This is a genomic window from Clostridium akagii DSM 12554 (assembly GCF_000686725.1).
Taxonomy (GTDB): domain Bacteria; phylum Bacillota; class Clostridia; order Clostridiales; family Clostridiaceae; genus Clostridium_I; species Clostridium_I akagii.
In genome coordinates this window covers 1-17835 of record NZ_JMLK01000038.1, presented here as the reverse complement: position 1 = coordinate 17835, position 17835 = coordinate 1, and the positions used below count along the sequence as shown (strand labels likewise).

Sequence of the window (17835 nt, the reverse complement as noted above, 5' to 3'; positions counted from 1 at the left end):
GATGCTACAACACACAGTATTTTCTTATGCACCCGTATTCCCCCTCGTATAATATGTATATTTCATTTTTTATGTGGATTATCTTTAATTACTATCTTTCTCTATGCAATGTCTACAACTATAACACTAAACACCACTATACCACAACCCTCATATATCCTTGAAATGATTATTTATTACACGATTATCTTTTTTAACCCTAGTGCAGAGCGAAATATGTATTTTTTTTATCATATCCTTTAATATGCTTATCTTTTAGGAAATATATAATCCAATATTTACACATAAAATCATATTATGTGATATTATAAGTCTACCGAATATTTATAAATCTCATTTTTAGCCACTTTTCTATCTTTAGCAACCATTTTTATTGCATCTTTTTTAGACTCACCTTCATCCATATACTTTTTTATATGTTCTGCAATTCCTAGCCCTAACCAAACTGACTTTTTTTCATTTTCAATCATTTCGTCACTTTTGCCAGCTATTACAAGCACATATTCTCCTCGAGGCTCATTTGCCTCATAATATTTTATAACTTCAGATAAAATTCCTCTATTTATATTTTCATATAATTTGGTCAATTCCTTACATACTGATATATTTCTGTCTCCCAGTTCCTCTAATAAAAAATTAAGTGTAGTTTTTAGTCTGTGCGGTGCCTCATAAATAATAATTGTATCTCTATAATTTTTTATTTCCTGAAGTACCTCATGCCTATCCTTATGTTCTCTTGGCAAAAAACCTCTAAATACAAATTTACTTGAATCTAAACCTGAATAAACAAGCCCTGTTACAAGAGCTGTTGCCCCTGGGATAATTTCAAAAGGTATCTTTCTTTCTATACATCTACTTATAATTACGCTTCCTGGGTCTGATATTCCAGGCATCCCAGCATCTGTAACAAGGGCAATGGTTTTTCCACTCTCTATTTTATCTATAATCTCATTTGATTTATCATTTTCGTTAAACTTCTGATAACTTATCATCGTTTTCTTAATCTCAAAATGGTTCAACAGTTTAAGAGTATGCCTTGTATCTTCCGCTGCAACAATATCACATTCTTTAATTGTTTCAAGGGCCCTTAATGTAATATCCTTAAGATTTCCTATGGGTGTTCCTACTAAATATAACTTTCCCGACATTTTTTTAGCTCCTTTCAATTATAAATTATCTATTTCACTCTACCATATATTTTATCTATTTCAGATGTATAACTTCCATCTTCATTATGCACATATAACGGTTTCTCCCATTTTAAAAAAGCTCCACCATCTTTATGTCCCTCTACCAATACAATGTTAGGGGCTTTACCCGCGCTGGGATGGATCATTTGTACACTTTTCGGTTCTATTCTATATTTTCTCATAATACAAAATATATCTGCCAATCTCTCGGGTCTATGCACCATATACATTCTTCCATTATCTTTAAGAATGTTTCTAGTTGCTACTATTACATCTTCAAGGTCGCAAAATATCTCATGCCTAGCTATTGCATTTTTATTATTTGGATTTATAATACCAGAGTTTTTAAGTTTATAAGGTGGATTTACCGTTACTACATCTGCCTTGGATAACCCTTTTATAAGTCTCATATCCTTTATGTCCCCATGTAAAAATTTAATCTTATCTTCCAGTTTATTTAATTTTATAGATCTATCCGCCATGTTAACCATTTCTTCCTGTATTTCAATCCCAACAATACTCTTTGCATCTGTTTTGCCTGCAATTAAAAAAGGGATAATTCCTCCACCAGTACATAAATCCACTACTCTCATGTCTTTTTTTATTCTTGCAAAGTTAGCTAAAAGTACTGCATCTATTCCAAACCTAAAAGCATCACTCTTTTGTATTATATTAACTCCACCAAGTTGTAGATCATCTAACGTTTCATCATTTTCCACTAGTTCCATTTTAAATCCACCTTATTAATAGACATCTTGAAAAAAAGATAGCTAGTCAGTATGCTAGTCTATCTTTTTTCATATTGCCATAATTATAATATTAATATATCACAAATCTACTCATATATGTACTATAGCTTGGCTATAAATCAATGAAAATAGCCTCATATAATTACATAAGGCTATTTTCCAACATTACTTTCCGTTGCACTATATTTACTATCAATAACTACTATGTCTACCCTTCGGTTCTTAGCCCTTCCAGCCTCAGTGTTATTTGAAGATGTGGGCCTATTTTCCCCATACCCCGTTGAAGCCAGTCTAGCTGGTGCTATATGGGATTGATTCTCTAGTAATCTAACAACATTGCTAGCTCTATCACTAGACAATGCCAGATTGTCTTGATATTGTGAGGTCTTTATAGGTACATTATCAGTGTTTCCTTCAACCCTTATAAAGTTGTCAATAGTATTTAGCATGCTTCCTATCGCAACTATTCTTCCCGAAAATTCAGATTTAATATCAGCTTTTCCAGAATCAAAGAAAGAAGCCTCTTGAAAACTAACTACCAAACCTTTTTCTTCGATTTGAGTACCAACACTTCCTACCATGCCATTTTGTTTTATGTAATTATCGATTAATTTTTTAACTTCTGCCAGTTTATTCTGTTCAGTTTGGGAAGAGTTATCATTTTGCTGTTGGGCACTTTGAGCATCTATATAACTTGGTGTACTTTTTATACTCACAGCATCCATATTACCAATAATACTTTTCCCAGTTCCGCTATTAAACCCTTGCCTAAGAGACTGAGCTACTTTCTCAAACTTAGATGTATTTATTGAACTAGACGCATACATAACAATAAAAAAAGCCATCAGTAGTGTTACAAGATCTGAATATGTAAGAAGCCATCTTTCACCATTTCCTTCTTTTTCTTCCTTTCTCTTTCTCATGACTCTTCACCAGTATCATCTTTCTTTTCATATGTTTCCAGTTGTTTTTTATCCAAAAATCCTTTAAGTTTTTCTTCAAGAGTATTTGGATTTACACCTTCTTGAATACATATTATTGCTTGAGTTATTAAGTTTTTTTCATCCATTTCAATTTGATTATACCGTTTAAGTTTGTTTGCTATAGGCAAATACAACAAATTGGCTGAAGATATACCATAAAGTGTTGCTATAAAAGCACTGGATATCGCTTCTCCCAATGAAGAAGTATCTCCACTAAGATTACCAAGCACTACAATAAGACTTGCAACAGTACCAACAACACCTATCGTTGGTGCAAATCCACCTGCAGCATCAAAAATGCCTATGCCAATTTTATGTCTTTCGTCTATTAAATCAGCATTTAATTCAAGTGTTTCCCTAACAGTTTGAGGTTCGATACCATCAACTACCATTTGTAGTCCTTTTTTTATAAATGGATCTATATCATCGCCAGAAATCATTTCTTCTATACTTAATAATCCTTCTTTTCTAGTTTTAAATGCAATTTGTTTGAAATATTTAACTAGATTAGGTGTGTCCACTTTACGTTTTGAAAATGCAACTTTCAAGATAGCTCCAAGTTTTTTTAAATCCGATATGGGAAATGATGCTCCAACTGCACCTATTGTACCACCAAAAATAATTATGGCTGGTGCAAGCTTTCCAAGTCCTGCTATACCTCCACCATCTACTGAATATCCAAGTATAACTGCACCAATACTTATTACTATAAATATAATACCTTCCAAAACATTCTCCTCCTTAGATATAGTCAATTGAACTATATACTCTCCTACAACAAACCAACTATATATATAAATATTTTATAATTTTGCAAATTAAAACACAAAACTACCCATACTTATATTATCGTTGAAAGTTTATTTAAATTTATATTTATATTTAAATTTATTAGAAAATAAAAAGTCCGCATATAGCGGACTTCTTACAAAATATATTAAATTATTCTTGTACTGGAGCTCCAACTGGACAAACATTAGCACAATTTCCACAATCAATGCAAGTATCAGCATCTATAACAAATTGAGTATCGCCTTGGCTAATTGCACTAACTGGACATTCAGAAGCACATGCTCCACAGCTCACACAAGAATCTTCGATTTTATATGCCATTCGAATACACCTCCTTAACGCATTTTTGGGACAAGTTTACCCTAAACAATTGTATCACGTTTTATTGAATTTTAAAAGTTGATTTTATATTACATCGAATCCCATTACTTCTAGCCCTTCAATAACCTTATCAAGATTCAGAAAATAGCTATCATAGACAATTTCAACCTCTCCTTTTTCCCTGCTTATCTGACAGGCAAAAACTCCCTCGTTTTGGGATATAGCATTTCTCACCATACTTACATCCCTTAAAGTTTTCATGTTACTAATTTTAAGAGTTGATTTCATCGCTATCCTCCTAGTCCATTTTAAATAATTCTTTTATTATTTTATCATCTTGACTTTCAACTTCAAGCTTAATTTCAGATTCATCTATAGTTCCTTCGTAGGACCCTGATACCAATATAAGATTATTATTTATGGAAGCCTCCTTAATTACTTCTTCACCGTCGTCAGCTTTAACTCTGATTTTTACCATTTCTTTTACTACACTATTTGATACTACCTCTGCAGTTCCATACTCTTCAGTTTTAACAATAGAACCAACTTTAGGTAACCTTTTTCTAATATCTTCGTAGGTGGATTGTTCATAATTAAGACAACACATAAGCCTTCCACAAATTCCAGATATCTTAGTTGGATTTAGTGATAAATTTTGTTCTTTTGCCATCTTTATTGAAACTGGAGCAAAGTCACCTAAATGAGTTGCGCAACACATTGGTCTTCCGCAAGGTCCAAGCCCGCCTATCATCTTAGCTTCATCTCTTACCCCAATCTGCCTCAGTTCTATTCTAGTTCTAAAGATAGATGCTAAATCTTTCACAAGCTCTCTAAAATCCACCCTGCCTTCAGCTGTAAAATAGAATATTATCTTATTGTTGTCGAAGGTATACTCTGCATCAATTAGCTTCATAATTAAATTATGTTTTTTTATTTTTTCACTGCAAATAATAAAAGCTTCTTTTTGTCTAGCTTTATTATCTAAATACTTTTTTTTATCATCATCTGTAGCCTTTCTTATTACACCTTTAAGTGGGAGAACTATTTTATCGTCCTCCACTTCCCTAGGTCCTACAACAGCATTTCCAAATTCTATTCCCCTAGCTGTCTCTACAATTACATCGTCTCCAGTTTGTATCTCTATTTCACCAGGAGCAAAGTAATAAATCTTACCCGCTTTTTTAAAACGTACTCCTACAACAGTTACCATTATTAACCCTCCTGTATTTTAAGCAGCATTATGCGGTAAGCCATAGCTGCATTTACATTGCTTTGCAAATTATTTTTAGTATTGTTTACAATATCAATAATTTTATTTAGCTTTTTATATGAAAATATTTCTGCTATTTTTTTTATATCTATGATTTTATCCAAATTAATAATATATTCCTCATTACCTATATCTTTATAAACCATTATGTCCCTTACATATGAAAGAATACATGTTAATACCTCTTGCCAATCATCTTTATTTTTAACTAAAAAATCCTGATATTTAAGAAATTCAGATAAATTCTGTCCATTTGCCTCTAGAAACATTTTAATTATATTTTCTCTTATTTCACCATAAATAGAATTATCCATAAAATCTTCTATTCTTCCTGGTATTCCATCAGAGAATACCTTTACAGCACTTTTATCCCCCTCCGAAATATTCGGATACTTTCTAATTAAAAATTCATCTAATTCCTTTTCACTTAACCTAGAAAGCTTATATGTTTGGCATCTTGATTTAATTGTATCCAATAGATTCTCACGATTTTCACATAATAAAATTAAAAACACACCAACTGGGGGCTCCTCTATACTTTTTAAAAAAGCATTTTGTGCCTGAATTGTCATTTTATCAGCATTATGAAGTATAATTACTTTTTTATTGCCTTCAAAAGGTTTTTTATTTATTTCTTCTGTTATATCTCTAATCTGATCAACGGAAATAGATTTCCTATTTTCTGGAATTCTATATTCCTCTATATCAACATAATCTTTATACTGGTCCTTACACAAAATATTAACAGCTATTTCATGAGCAACATAACTCTTTCCTATTCCATTTTCACCTACAACTAAAGAGGCATGAGAAAAGTTTTCTTTTTTTATAGAATTATCAATTGCCTCTCTAATATTTAAATGACCAATAATGCTATCAAACAACATATTTTTTCACCATCAAATCTTTAAAAATTTATCTACATCAATTACAAATACATTGGCTCCACCAACTTCAACCTCAACGTCATATGGCACATATACACCTGTTGCTCCAGCAACTGGTGATGGGGATGTAATTAGTTGTTCTCTTGTCTTACATTCTTTCTCAATAATTCCAAGCACCTTATCCACATCTTCTTTATTAACACCAATCATAAGCGTTGTATTTCCAGCTTTAAGAAATCCACCAGTAGTAGCAAGTTTAGTTACACCAAATTTCTCATCATTTAAAACATCTATTAAATCACCAGCATCATCATCTTGAACAATGGCAATAATAAGTTTCATAAAAAAACCTCCTCAGGTTAAATATTTCATTACATTAAAAGAGCATAATTAAACTCTAACTATATTTTATCACAACTTATTGTAATTGCTAAATATTGATTTTACTTATTTACACTATTATAATGGTTACTTGTAATATATACAATAATGTATTTCACATAATACATTTTATATAATATAGTTTATTGAACTTTATTTAGGAATATTATTGATTTGATTTTTTTACATGAAAATTTAGGCCAATGAAAGATTTTAAGTTGATGAAGAATTCTCTACCTATAGCAGAAAATGTGAAAAAATTAAGTGGATTTGCTGACGCAATTCCACTTAATTTTAATCTCTTAACTTTGAATAGTTCCATCTTTTAAATTAATTATCCTAGTGCCATATTTTGCATATTCATCAGAATGAGTAACTTGGACAATGGTCTTTCCCATTTCAGAATTTATTATCCTAAAAAGGTTCATAATTTCTTTTCCGGATTTTGAATCAAGATTACCAGTAGGTTCATCTGCTAAAATTATTTCAGGATCAAAAATAAGCGTTCTTGCTACTGCCACCCTTTGCTCTTGTCCACCTGAGAGTTCTCTAGGTGTATGCCTTCGCCTTGTACTCATATGAATCATGTCTAATATTTTATCTAACTTTTTTTTATAACTATCTGGTTTTTTTCCATCTAGAAGAAGAGGCAGTAATATATTATCCTCTACGTTAAGATTTTGAACTAAATTATAAAATTGAAATACAAATCCGAGTTTTCTTCTTCTAATTACGCCTTTTTCTTTTTCCTTCATGTCACCATAGTCTTTACCATCCATAATAATATTACCTCCACTTGGCTTATCCATTCCCCCTAGTAAATATAAAAAGGTTGACTTACCACATCCGGATGGTCCCATTATGGATATAAATTCACCCTTATTGACATCTAAGTTTACATTTTTTAATATATCAATTTTTTCTTTTCCAATATTAAAAGATTTATATACATTTTTGACTTCTATTATATTCATAGTATTTTCCTCCATTAATCATTTTTTAGTTCTTCAACAATTTGGATGTTTCTGCTTTTATATATAACAGGAACACATGTTATAATCATTAATATAATTGAAAATGCTGCTATGATTCCTAGTGAATTTATTGGATATATAAAGTTAATACTCAGAACTAAATAATTAAATATATCCTGTAACAATATGATTATCCAAACGGATGCTATAAATGATATTAATAAAGCAGTAATAGCCACCACTAAGCTTTCCACTACTACAATAAGTGCCCTACTTGTAAGACCACTTGCCGAAAGTATAGCCATTTCTCTCTTCCTTTGCAGAAAACATATTGATACATTACTAACAACTCCAAATGTGGCCATTATCATTGTTATATATGAAAATATCTTTAGCAATAATACAATCTGATTACTGGATTCTTTGTCTTTATTCATCTGCTCTTGTTTTGTAGAAATATCAACATCTATTCCCTTAAAATCTTTTATTAAATCATTTTCCACCTTATTTTCTGGAAAATTACTAGAAATAAAAAATTCATTTGAGTCTCTAATACCAAAGTGCTTTAATGCTGCTTTACAAGATATTAGATTTACATTTCCCATATTCATAAACTTTGCATCTACTATGGAAAGAACTTTAAATCTTTCATTTTTATTATCAACACTTAGGTTTATAAAATTATTAACCTTTAAGTTATATCTAGTAGCTATCCTTTTTGAAATTATTATGCCATCCTCATTGTTATCTAGATCACTAAGTTGTTTATCTTTATCTTTATAAACCATATAGTTGTCATAATCTTTATAATTATTTGGCTCAATTAGCAGTAACTTAATTTGTTTATCTTCATTTCCATTTAAGCTAGAAGATAAATATTGCCTTTTTGTAACCTTGGTTTTTTTATTGTAGTTATTTATAATATTTTGTGCCAATTTAAGGGTACTTCCATTTTCAGAATTTACACTAACAACCACACTATAATTAACATTTTTATAAACTCCCCCAAGTAGATCAGACAGTGATAAGCTAAAGGACATAATCATAATAATAGATATAATGGAAATAGTAATTAACCGTATATTGTTTATTAGGATTTTTGTTGTTCTAACATTATTAATAGGAATCATTACTAATCCATTTATTCTTCTAGAAATTCTTACTATTGGATATAATAAAGCCTCAATGATTTTAGGCACGATGCAGATGATGCCCATGAACCCCATGAAGAATGCTGGAATGGCTGTTATATAAGGTCTTGGCAACGTAATATTAGGACCAATAATATGGAATACAAATGATAAAACTAACAATACAAGACCTACTATAAAGCTAGCCCAGGAACTTTTATTTGGATTTTTAAAAGTTCCCAAAATCACATCTTTAACTGGAATTTTTCGTATAGAAATAATAGGCAATATTGATGATATCATAGCGATTAAAACTGCTAATATAAAACCAATAATAAAATATTCAGATTTAAAATTTGCAGTTGCCTTTATCCCTTGTTCTTTGAATGGGTTGCTAAAAAAAGAAGTAATATAGATAGTTACTGCACCAAACAAATTGCCTATAATTCCACCTATAATACCGTATATTAAACTTTCCTTTAGAAATAGTATTGTAATACTAAATTTTGTGGCACCTAAACTGAGGAAAGTCCCAATTGTCTCCATTCGTTCAGTTATAATTAACTTAAAGGTACTGTATATTATAAACATTGTCATGAACAAAACTATTATTAGCATAAATAGAAGTGGTATTTTTATTGTGTTAACCTGATCCTCTACATCACTTTCATCCACCAAAAGTTTTGCAGTAAGGTTCAAATTCTCTTTATTAAATGTTTTTATCCATGAATTGATTTTATTGCTATCAATAGACACATACATTGAGTTATTCTTATCTTTAGTGCCATAAATTGAATTAACAGTTTCTGAAGGAGCTACAATACTAAATTTATCCTTATCATCTAAAGAAAACATACCGTTATTTGATGTTATACCAACAATTTTATATTTTTCAGTTTTTCCAAGTATACATAGTTCAATTTCTCTGTTTAATTTTAACCCTAAATTATCACTAGTTTTTTGGGAAATTATTATCTCATTGCCGTTGTATACATTTAAATTGCTTTCATTAAATATTTTTATAGAGCTAAACTTTTTAAAATCGGAAATTGTTGTGCCAATCATATTAAATTGTTTTTTACTATTACTTTTTACATATCCACCTATATTCATCATTTTGAAACTATCTTTAACTGAGTCCATGTTGATACTAGATGATGTAAAAAATGGATCCACTGCTTTTTCATTTGAACCTATTACCACATTGAAGTTCTCATAAGCACCTTTCATTTCTTGGTTATAATTATTTATAATTGAATCTGCCGAACCTAATGCAGTAACTAACAGTGCTGTACTTATTGATATAGCGAAAACAATAAGGAATAATCGTCCTTTTTTTTCTGATAGAGATTTTAGTAAATATTTTATAAGAATACTCATTGAATCACCCCTGAATTGTTATTATATTTATACTTTATAACTAAATGCTTGAGTGCGTAATGTGTATTAAGTAACAATAGTATCAAAAAATAACCAATACATGTTACTTTAGTAACATGTATTGGTTATTCAGGTATTTTTAATAAAATAACAAGCCAGTATTCTAATCTATTTTCTTTCAGATGATGTTTGGTTTTTTATAAAAATTGCAGATAATTGAGTCCTTCTTTGAAGACTTAACTTCTTTAAAATCTTTGAAATATAATTTTTAACTGTGCCAACAGACAAAAAAAGAATTTTTGAAATTTCACTATTACTTTTGCCGTCCACAACTAGTTCTAATATTTCATGTTCTCTATCCGTCAAAGTACTAAAAATTTCAGCGTCATCCTTTATTCCTTTATTCCCATTATTTAGAGCATTTATAAGTTTTGGTGTTACACTTGAATCAAATAACATCTTATTCATAAAGGCGTCTTTAATACTTTTTACTATATAATCAATTTCACTGTCCTTTAAAAGGTAGCCACTTATACCATACTTTATACCATCAAAAATATATTCATCTTCATTAAAAGTCGTAAGAATTATTATCTTAATGTGTGGATATTGTTTTTTTACAAGATTTGTTGCCTGAATGCCATCCATCTTTGGCATTCTTACATCCATTAAAATAACGTCTATAAATTCTTTTGAAAGGTTTTCAAGAACCTCATAGCCATTTGTGGCCTCACTTACTACCTCTATTTCATTATCAAGACTTAATATTTTTTTTATGCCTTCCCTTATAATAGCTTGATCATCAGCAATCATTACCTTAATCATTTAAAGAGCCTCCTGGAATTAACACTTTTATTGTAAATCCCTTGTTTTTTGAGCTTGTAAAACTAACATTTCCATTAATTCTTTTTATTCTCGCTGTAATCCCATTAAGTCCATTTGATTTGTTTATAGATTTACATCCTTCGCCATTATCTTTGATTATCATATGCAAATCATCATTTATAATTTCCAGGGAAATATCAATAGTAGTTGGATTCCCATGTTTTAAACTGTTTGTTATTGCTTCCTTTATAGTTGTAAGTAAAATATCTTCTACCGTGTCCCCTGTAAAATCAATATCACAGTCAAAATTGATTCTAACTATACCAAAATCATTAAATTTTTTAGCAATTTTCCCTATTTCTTCTTTAAGATTATGTTCTTCCTCTAATTCTTTCAAATTATACACTGTAGACCTTAAAGTATTAATACTTTCTTTTACTAATGCATCAATTTCGCATATTTCTCTTTGAATTTTTTCTTTATCATTTAATGCTTTAAGGTATCTTATATTCATAGATAGTGCCATAAGACTGTGTCCTATAGAATCGTGTAACTCTTGGGATATTCTCGTCCTTTCTTCTGAGATCAGGTATTGTCTCTCTTTAAAGGAATATTGAATTAGGTTTGAGTTTAATATTTTAAGTTTATCCCTTTCGTGTTTATAATTATGAATAACAGCAAATATTGATAATGTTAACATATAAACTAAGATACAAAATATAAGGTCATATACATTAAACTGATCCCTTTTGTTGAAAAATATAAATGCATGCATTATAAAATACAGTAGAAATTCACAAAAATGCAAAAATATTAATTTCATTCTAACTTTATATTCACTTATATTGAATATATCGTCCATTAAGAAAAAATAGTATAAATTATCCCCATTACCAATAATCCAAATAAATGAAGCTAAAGATACTGATATAATTAAAAATTTGGAGTCGTTCATTTTTTTAGATGAATAATTTAAATAAATAAAAGTAAAAATCATAAGAAAAATATCTAATAAAAAAGGAAAGATATAATTTATGTAGCATTGCTGTCTGTATATTAAAATATGGATAGCTGTATAGACTAGCAGTAAATATCTTATAGTAGGTTTGATAATGTTCCACACTTTCAATATAACATTCAACCTAAAACAACTCCTCTGCAACTTACAAGGCATCTTTAATAAAATAGCCTAGCACACTGCTTGATATTTTATTAAGGATGCCTAAAACAAAATCATACAAAATAATTAGTCAATATACTAATGCTTTTAAATCATACTATATATTTAAAATCAGTTAGATACAATATTTATTGGTTTCCCATCAATAAAAGCCTTTATATTACTAGCCAAATAATCAATAAGTCTTTGTCTAGATTCTAGGCACTTCCAACCTATGTGTGGTGTTATAATCACATTATCCATTAAAAATAATACACTTTCTTTGCTTAGAGGCTCTACTTCTTGAACATCTAATGCAGCACCTGCAATTAATCCTTTTTTCAGAGCTTCAATTAAATCAATTTCATTTATAATTGCTCCTCTTGCAGTATTTATTATAAAAGCAGAAGACTTCATAATTTTTAAATTATCCTTATTAATAATATGTTTAGTTTGCTCCGTAAGTGGACAATGAATTGTAATAAAATCGCTTTCCTTAAGTAAAGTTTCAAGGGAAGCATTCTGTATTTTATCATCATTCCATTGTTTTAAAGTCCTACTATAAACTAATATGTTCATATCTAAAGCTCTCGCTACCTTTATTACTTGCTTTCCAATAGAACCACTACCAATTACCCCAAGTGTTTTACCTTTAACTTCTGAGTGTGGTACCCCAAGATGTTTCGTAAAATTATTAAAATTGCCTTGCCTAATCATATTTTGTTGAATTGATATGGAAGAACTTAAATCTAGTATGAATCCAATTACAAGCTGTGCAACGCCTTCGGTGCTATATCCAGGAAGATTGCAAACTAATATATTTTTTGCTTTTGCAGCTTCAATATCAATATTATTGTAGCCTGTACCTGCCTCACAAATAAGCTCAACAGAATCAGGAAATTTATTTATTAAATCGCTGCCTAAAGGCATTTCTTTAGTTATTATGATATTTTGATTTTGAATTCTTTGTAAAATTTCATTATCACTACTATGATTATATTTTGTTAATGATGTGATATTTTCTAATGGTGAAAAATCAAGCTTACCATCAAAATCTACCCTATTTGAGTTTAGAAACACTGTGTTTTTCATATTTTCCTCCTTGTCAGTAGTATATTTATAAATATACTACTGATTATAGTATTATGTCAAAATTACATTAATAAGACATGCATTGACAGTTTAATGATAAATATTATATAATTAAATAATTAAACAAAATTAAATATATGGTAGGTGATATTATGAACTCCTGTAATTTAAGCATTGGCGATAGAATCCGCTTCCATTTGAGAACACCTTATTCACAAGAAGACGTTAAATATGGTTGTGATCCAAGAGTAGAAGGCACTACTGGGACAATACAGTGTATATGGGACGTTAATGAAACTTGTGTAGTAAAACTTGATACACCGCTCATATATGACAATAACAGAGTCGTATCGGAATATTGGGATTTTACTTATAATATGGGTAAAATCACAGATGAACCTAATCCCCCTGCAGACTATCAATTATTATGGAGACAATTAAAAAATTATCTAAATACAAAACATAAGGACTATTCTATGCAAAATGCTGCTAACAAAAATATTACAAATAGTTGCAAACTACATGAATTAGAAGAAATTATTGAACATATTAACCAAATTGAAAATACAAATTAAAATAGGTAACTAAATATAACATGAATATTTTTTAGATAATATTTTTAGCTATTGGTAATATTTTTTTTATGTTATCGATACATTTTTGCAATTCATAATTACAATACCGCTCTTTAATTTTTGAGCTTTCTAATTTTTCTTCACTAAAATCTTCGTTGTCTGCGATGAATCTTCTACATAACTCATTATAATTAGGTGTAACCTGCTCCATTTCCCTTTTTAAAGCACGTTGTAGCCTAATTCCATCATCCAGTGTAATGTAAATTGGAACTATTTTATCTTCACCAAAATTCGATCTAAAACTTTTATAAGCCTCTAAAGTTACTATGCCTAAATAATCATTTTTATTTAAATCTATTTCTCCATCATCTATGGTGCAATAATACCACTTGCCATCAATGGTATCATATTCTCTCATTTCAATGATTTTATCCATTTCTTTATACTCATTAAGTTCACTCTCATCTATAAAAAAGTATTCCTTACCATCTATTTCATTTTCTCTTTTAGGTCTCGTAGTATAAAGCACTATTGGTTTTAAATTCAAACTGTTATCATCCATGAGCTCTCTAAATATAGTATCTTTCCCCGAGCAACTTTTTCCCATTAAACAGTATATCTTACTCATTTTTTATTCCTCCATTTCTACCTTGTTACTAATCTCTCGTTACCTTGATCTTAAATTTGTCGTCCATTCCAAGTATACTTACTCCACATTTTATATAATAATCTATAGCTTTAATGATATCAACGTCTATAGTCTCACCTTGCTGAATTATAGGTATCCCAGGTGGATATGGAACTATGGCTTCCTTACAAATCCGGCCATTGGTCTCTCTGTAGTCTTTTAATTCTGATGCCATTAATAATACTTCCCAAGGTCTTAATTCCATATGTGGTATCTTTTGCTCTAATGCTAAAATACTCTCACCTTGAAAATTTTCAAGGTTGCATTTTAAAAGAGCTTCATATAAAATTTTAAATTCCTCTGCCGTATTAAATGGGGAGAATATAAAAATGATATTAACGCCATCACACATTTCAGGTTGCACTTTTTTGTCTCTTAAATATTCAGATAGCTTGTACATATTAATCCCAACACGCGTTTGTAGAACGTATCTTGTAAGATCCATATCATATACGTCCATTACGTCTTCTTTAGAAATAATATGAAAATCAGATATATTATTTATCTTTTTTTTATATAAATTGCATATGTAAATTAATTGCTCATATGCCTCTTTACCTTTATCTTCTAAAAAATACCGAGCGTAATCCATTGAGCACATAAGCATATAAGAAGGGCTTGTGCTTAAAAATGCACTTACATAGAAATCTATTTTTTCCACATCAACATTATTTCCAATGTGTAGATAGGCAGTCTGTGTAAGGCTTGGCAAAGTCTTATGGGCACTCATAACCACATAATCTGCACCTAACCTCACAGCGTTCTCTGGTAGCCCACTGCTTATCCCAAAATGGGCTCCATGAGCGCTATCAATAAGCACCATAAGTCCTTGCTTATGTGCTTCGTTAATTATAAGTTTTAGATTGCAGCAAACACCATAATAATTGGGATAAGTGATTATAATCCCTTTTGCATTTCTATTATTTTTAATCAAATACAATAAATACTCCTCATCTATGGAAAGAGGAGTATTTATTTTTTTATCTATTTTATTTTTTATATAAATAGGCTTTAGCTTCCTCATTATTATCCCATTAAAAATAGATCTATGGCAATTTCTTTCCACAATAACCTCTTCTCCTTCATTGAAGCAAGAAAATATCATTGCCATATTACCACTTGTACTCCCATTAACTAAAAAATAAGATTTTCTACTTCCATATAAATCACTAAGTTTTTCTTGTGCCTCTTTAATTATTCCATCTGGATGATGTAAATTATCCAGTCCCTCTACTTCAGTAATATCTGCTTCAATAAAGTTATTATATAATTCCCTTCCAATTTCAGTTGTCTTAAATCCTTTTCCACTTTTATGTCCAGGCATACAAAACAATTTATTGTTTTCTCCTACGTATTTCATTACCCCTTCTACAATTGGTAATTTTGACACCGATCTTCCACCGCCTTAATCTGTAAAATATTCTTTTTTATACATTGCTTGTAGTACTCATAAAAATCACTGCCTATTTCTAATTTAAGCAATCTCATCTCACAACGCCTACATACACATTTACTATTAACTATTATACCATCATTAAGAGACTTTCTGCATATAATACAATTTTGTTTTTTCATTAAACCCTCCCCAAATAAATTATTCACAACAATTAACTAAATTATTGCCTACTACATTCTATTTTATTCAATTCATTGTCCAATTTTAATTTGTCCAACAAGTAGTTTATGAATAATTATTTCTTTGAGAAAGTATAATCAATATATAACTTGATTTTTTATATTTACATTGATTATATAAATATATACGGCTTTCAATTTATAATGTTCATATTATTTTATATTTAAAGTATTATATATGTGTAATCCCAATCAATTATTTATGCAAAGGAGCTAGTCCTATGATTGCAAAAAAACTTAATATAGGTGATACAATTGGCCTAATTTCGCCTGCTAGTCCAGAAAACATTGATGTTATAGAAAATGGAATAAAATTTTTAAAGAATAAAGGTTTTAATGTAAAAAAAGGGGAAAATATATACAAAACATATGGATATCTTGCTGGAAGTGATAAAGAAAGAAGTGAAGATTTAATTAACATGTTTACGGATAAATCTATCAAAATGATTTTGTGTGTTAGAGGTGGTTATGGCTGCATGAGAACATTGCCGTATATAAATTTTAATATAATAAAAGACAACCCTAAAATATTTGTTGGTTTTAGTGATATTACTACTTATTTGAATGTATTTTATGAAAAGTGTAGTTTAATAACTTTTCATGGTCCAATGCTTAATTCAACGTTAGATGAAATTACTTTCAAAAGCCTTTTTAATACGGCAATGAATCCAATAACCAACTACACAATTTCTAATCCTAGTGGAATAAATGCTAAATGTAATTTCAGTAAATCAGTGGAAGGTATATTAGTTGGCGGTAATCTTTCACTCATATGCTCAACTTTAGGTACTGATTATGAGATTAATACCAGAGCTAAAATTTTATTCATAGAGGAAGTTGGAGAAGACCCTTATTCAATAGATAGAATGCTTACTCAACTTATTCTCTCAAATAAACTTGATCAATGTACTGGTATAGTACTAGGTCAATTTACCGATTGCACACTTCCTCACTATGAGCGAAGTCTTACCCTAAATCAAGTTATTGACGATAGAATTCTAGCACTTAATAAACCAACAATATCTAACTTTATGTCTGGACATGATTATCCCAAGCTAACATTGCCAATTGGAGCAAGAGTTAGACTTAATGCTCCAATTGGTAGCATTGAAGTATTAGAACCTGTAATTTACTAGAAACCCCTAGAATATAAATTATATTTACCACTATTTTGCATTATACTAAAATATTAAATAGAAATAGCCTACACTATAAATAGTGTAGGCTATTTCTAAAATATTCTAACTGTATTTATGGAGGCGCCACTCAGATTTGAACTGGGGATAAAGGTTTTGCAGACCTCTGCCTTACCACTTGGCTATGGCGCCAAAACTTTGGTGGCCAGTCCCGGAATCGAACCAGGGACACGAGGATTTTCAGTCCTCTGCTCTACCGACTGAGCTAACTGGCCTAAAAGTATCTAATAAAAAATATTGAAAGAGCTAAGACTCTTTCAATATGAACCCAGCGACGACTTACTCTCCCACCGGGCTACCCCTGCAGTACCATCAGCGCTTTAGAGCTTAACCTTCGTGTTCGGAATGGGAACGGGTGTTGCCTCTAAGCCATTATCACTGGATTTAAGCAGACATTCCAAATCTTCGATTTGGCATGGTCGCTTATGCAAATCGCATAGCGATTTGTATTCCTTTAAAAATAAATCCTCAACCCAAGGAACCTTTCACCCCTCAAATCCAAGTACGTGCATTCTTAATCATATATAAGAATCCAACACTCAAACCCAAGAACTTCACAATCCTCAAATCTAACAATCCATTTTCTAAAGTAATATGAGAATTTGCAC

19 protein-coding genes, 2 tRNA genes and 1 rRNA gene are annotated in these 17835 nt (G+C 30.1%); 2 read left to right on the top strand and 20 right to left on the bottom strand.

The features are described 5' to 3' along the window. Nucleotides 1–305: 305 nt before the first annotated feature. The 14 genes from rsmI to BR66_RS0114710 form a co-directional block, all read right to left on the bottom strand. The gene (rsmI, locus tag BR66_RS0114775; protein ID WP_026883604.1) at nucleotides 306–1148 is read right to left on the bottom strand and encodes a 16S rRNA (cytidine(1402)-2'-O)-methyltransferase; all 843 of its coding nucleotides are present in this window, start codon (nucleotides 1146–1148) and stop codon (nucleotides 306–308) included. A gap of 29 nt (nucleotides 1149–1177) precedes the next feature. Further along, nucleotides 1178–1918 (bottom strand): tRNA1(Val) (adenine(37)-N6)-methyltransferase, encoded by a 741-nt coding sequence (locus tag BR66_RS0114770; RefSeq protein WP_026883603.1) that lies wholly within the window; start codon nucleotides 1916–1918, stop codon nucleotides 1178–1180. A gap of 173 nt (nucleotides 1919–2091) precedes the next feature. Further along, nucleotides 2092–2862, bottom strand: coding sequence for an OmpA/MotB family protein (locus BR66_RS0114765; RefSeq protein WP_026883602.1), 771 nt, complete (start codon nucleotides 2860–2862; stop codon nucleotides 2092–2094). Further along, on the bottom strand, nucleotides 2859–3650 hold the full coding sequence (locus tag BR66_RS0114760) for a motility protein A (RefSeq protein WP_026883601.1): 792 nt from the start codon (nucleotides 3648–3650) through the stop codon (nucleotides 2859–2861). The genes BR66_RS0114765 and BR66_RS0114760 overlap by 4 nt, the downstream gene beginning before the upstream one ends. 214 nt (nucleotides 3651–3864) lie before the next feature. Further along, on the bottom strand, nucleotides 3865–4035 hold the full coding sequence (locus tag BR66_RS0114755) for a DUF362 domain-containing protein (protein ID WP_026883600.1): 171 nt from the start codon (nucleotides 4033–4035) through the stop codon (nucleotides 3865–3867). 84 nt (nucleotides 4036–4119) lie between these two features. Further along, nucleotides 4120–4323 carry a heavy-metal-associated domain-containing protein gene (locus tag BR66_RS0114750; RefSeq protein ID WP_026883599.1) on the bottom strand — a complete coding sequence of 68 codons (204 nt, stop codon included), beginning with the start codon at nucleotides 4321–4323 and terminating at the stop codon, nucleotides 4120–4122. Between the two features lie 10 nt (nucleotides 4324–4333). Next, on the bottom strand, nucleotides 4334–5245 hold the full coding sequence (locus tag BR66_RS0114745; protein WP_026883598.1) for a PSP1 domain-containing protein: 912 nt from the start codon (nucleotides 5243–5245) through the stop codon (nucleotides 4334–4336). A gap of 2 nt (nucleotides 5246–5247) precedes the next feature. Beyond that, nucleotides 5248–6192, bottom strand: coding sequence for a DNA polymerase III subunit delta' (locus BR66_RS0114740; RefSeq protein WP_026883597.1), 945 nt, complete (start codon nucleotides 6190–6192; stop codon nucleotides 5248–5250). A gap of 12 nt (nucleotides 6193–6204) precedes the next feature. Beyond that, on the bottom strand, nucleotides 6205–6534 hold the full coding sequence (locus BR66_RS0114735; protein WP_026883596.1) for a cyclic-di-AMP receptor: 330 nt from the start codon (nucleotides 6532–6534) through the stop codon (nucleotides 6205–6207). Nucleotides 6535–6875: 341 nt separating this feature from the next. Continuing rightward, on the bottom strand, nucleotides 6876–7547 hold the full coding sequence (locus tag BR66_RS0114730) for an ABC transporter ATP-binding protein (RefSeq protein WP_026883595.1): 672 nt from the start codon (nucleotides 7545–7547) through the stop codon (nucleotides 6876–6878). 14 nt (nucleotides 7548–7561) lie between these two features. Then, nucleotides 7562–10057 carry an ABC transporter permease gene (locus BR66_RS0114725; RefSeq protein ID WP_026883594.1) on the bottom strand — a complete coding sequence of 832 codons (2496 nt, stop codon included), beginning with the start codon at nucleotides 10055–10057 and terminating at the stop codon, nucleotides 7562–7564. A gap of 168 nt (nucleotides 10058–10225) precedes the next feature. Beyond that, entirely contained in the window at nucleotides 10226–10882 is a 657-nt protein-coding gene (locus tag BR66_RS0114720; protein WP_026883593.1) for a response regulator transcription factor, read from the bottom strand. Further along, complete coding sequence (locus BR66_RS26470; protein WP_278246818.1) at nucleotides 10875–11582, bottom strand: sensor histidine kinase; 708 nt, start codon at nucleotides 11580–11582, stop codon at nucleotides 10875–10877. The genes BR66_RS0114720 and BR66_RS26470 overlap by 8 nt, the downstream gene beginning before the upstream one ends. Before the next feature lie 591 nt (nucleotides 11583–12173). After that, entirely contained in the window at nucleotides 12174–13133 is a 960-nt protein-coding gene (locus BR66_RS0114710) for an NAD(P)-dependent oxidoreductase (RefSeq protein WP_026883591.1), read from the bottom strand. Nucleotides 13134–13285: 152 nt separating this feature from the next. On the opposite strand from BR66_RS0114710, the gene BR66_RS0114705 reads away from it, so the two are divergent. Further along, nucleotides 13286–13708 (top strand): hypothetical protein, encoded by a 423-nt coding sequence (locus tag BR66_RS0114705; protein WP_026883590.1) that lies wholly within the window; start codon nucleotides 13286–13288, stop codon nucleotides 13706–13708. Between the two features lie 31 nt (nucleotides 13709–13739). On the opposite strand, the gene BR66_RS0114700 is transcribed toward BR66_RS0114705, so the two are convergent. The 3 genes from BR66_RS0114700 to BR66_RS0114690 are packed head-to-tail and all read right to left on the bottom strand — an operon-like array spanning nucleotide 13740 to nucleotide 15971. Continuing rightward, nucleotides 13740–14336 (bottom strand): nucleoside/nucleotide kinase family protein, encoded by a 597-nt coding sequence (locus tag BR66_RS0114700; protein ID WP_026883589.1) that lies wholly within the window; start codon nucleotides 14334–14336, stop codon nucleotides 13740–13742. A 28-nt stretch (nucleotides 14337–14364) separates the two neighbouring features. Then, nucleotides 14365–15786, bottom strand: coding sequence for an aminotransferase class I/II-fold pyridoxal phosphate-dependent enzyme (locus tag BR66_RS0114695; protein ID WP_026883588.1), 1422 nt, complete (start codon nucleotides 15784–15786; stop codon nucleotides 14365–14367). Further along, entirely contained in the window at nucleotides 15765–15971 is a 207-nt protein-coding gene (locus BR66_RS0114690) for a sigma factor G inhibitor Gin (RefSeq protein ID WP_026883587.1), read from the bottom strand. Before BR66_RS0114690 ends, BR66_RS0114695 begins: the two co-directional genes overlap by 22 nt. Before the next feature lie 281 nt (nucleotides 15972–16252). Between BR66_RS0114690 and BR66_RS0114685 the strand changes: the two genes are divergently transcribed. Then, nucleotides 16253–17167, top strand: coding sequence for a S66 peptidase family protein (locus tag BR66_RS0114685; protein ID WP_026883586.1), 915 nt, complete (start codon nucleotides 16253–16255; stop codon nucleotides 17165–17167). A 118-nt stretch (nucleotides 17168–17285) separates the two neighbouring features. On the opposite strand, the gene BR66_RS0114680 is transcribed toward BR66_RS0114685, so the two are convergent. From BR66_RS0114680 to rrf, 3 genes are all read right to left on the bottom strand, one after another. Next, nucleotides 17286–17359, bottom strand: a tRNA-Cys gene (locus tag BR66_RS0114680). A 7-nt stretch (nucleotides 17360–17366) separates the two neighbouring features. After that, nucleotides 17367–17442: transfer RNA gene (locus BR66_RS0114675), tRNA-Phe, on the bottom strand. A 51-nt stretch (nucleotides 17443–17493) separates the two neighbouring features. Further along, nucleotides 17494–17610: ribosomal RNA gene (gene rrf / locus BR66_RS0114670) — 5S ribosomal RNA — on the bottom strand. Nucleotides 17611–17835 lie beyond the last annotated feature (225 nt).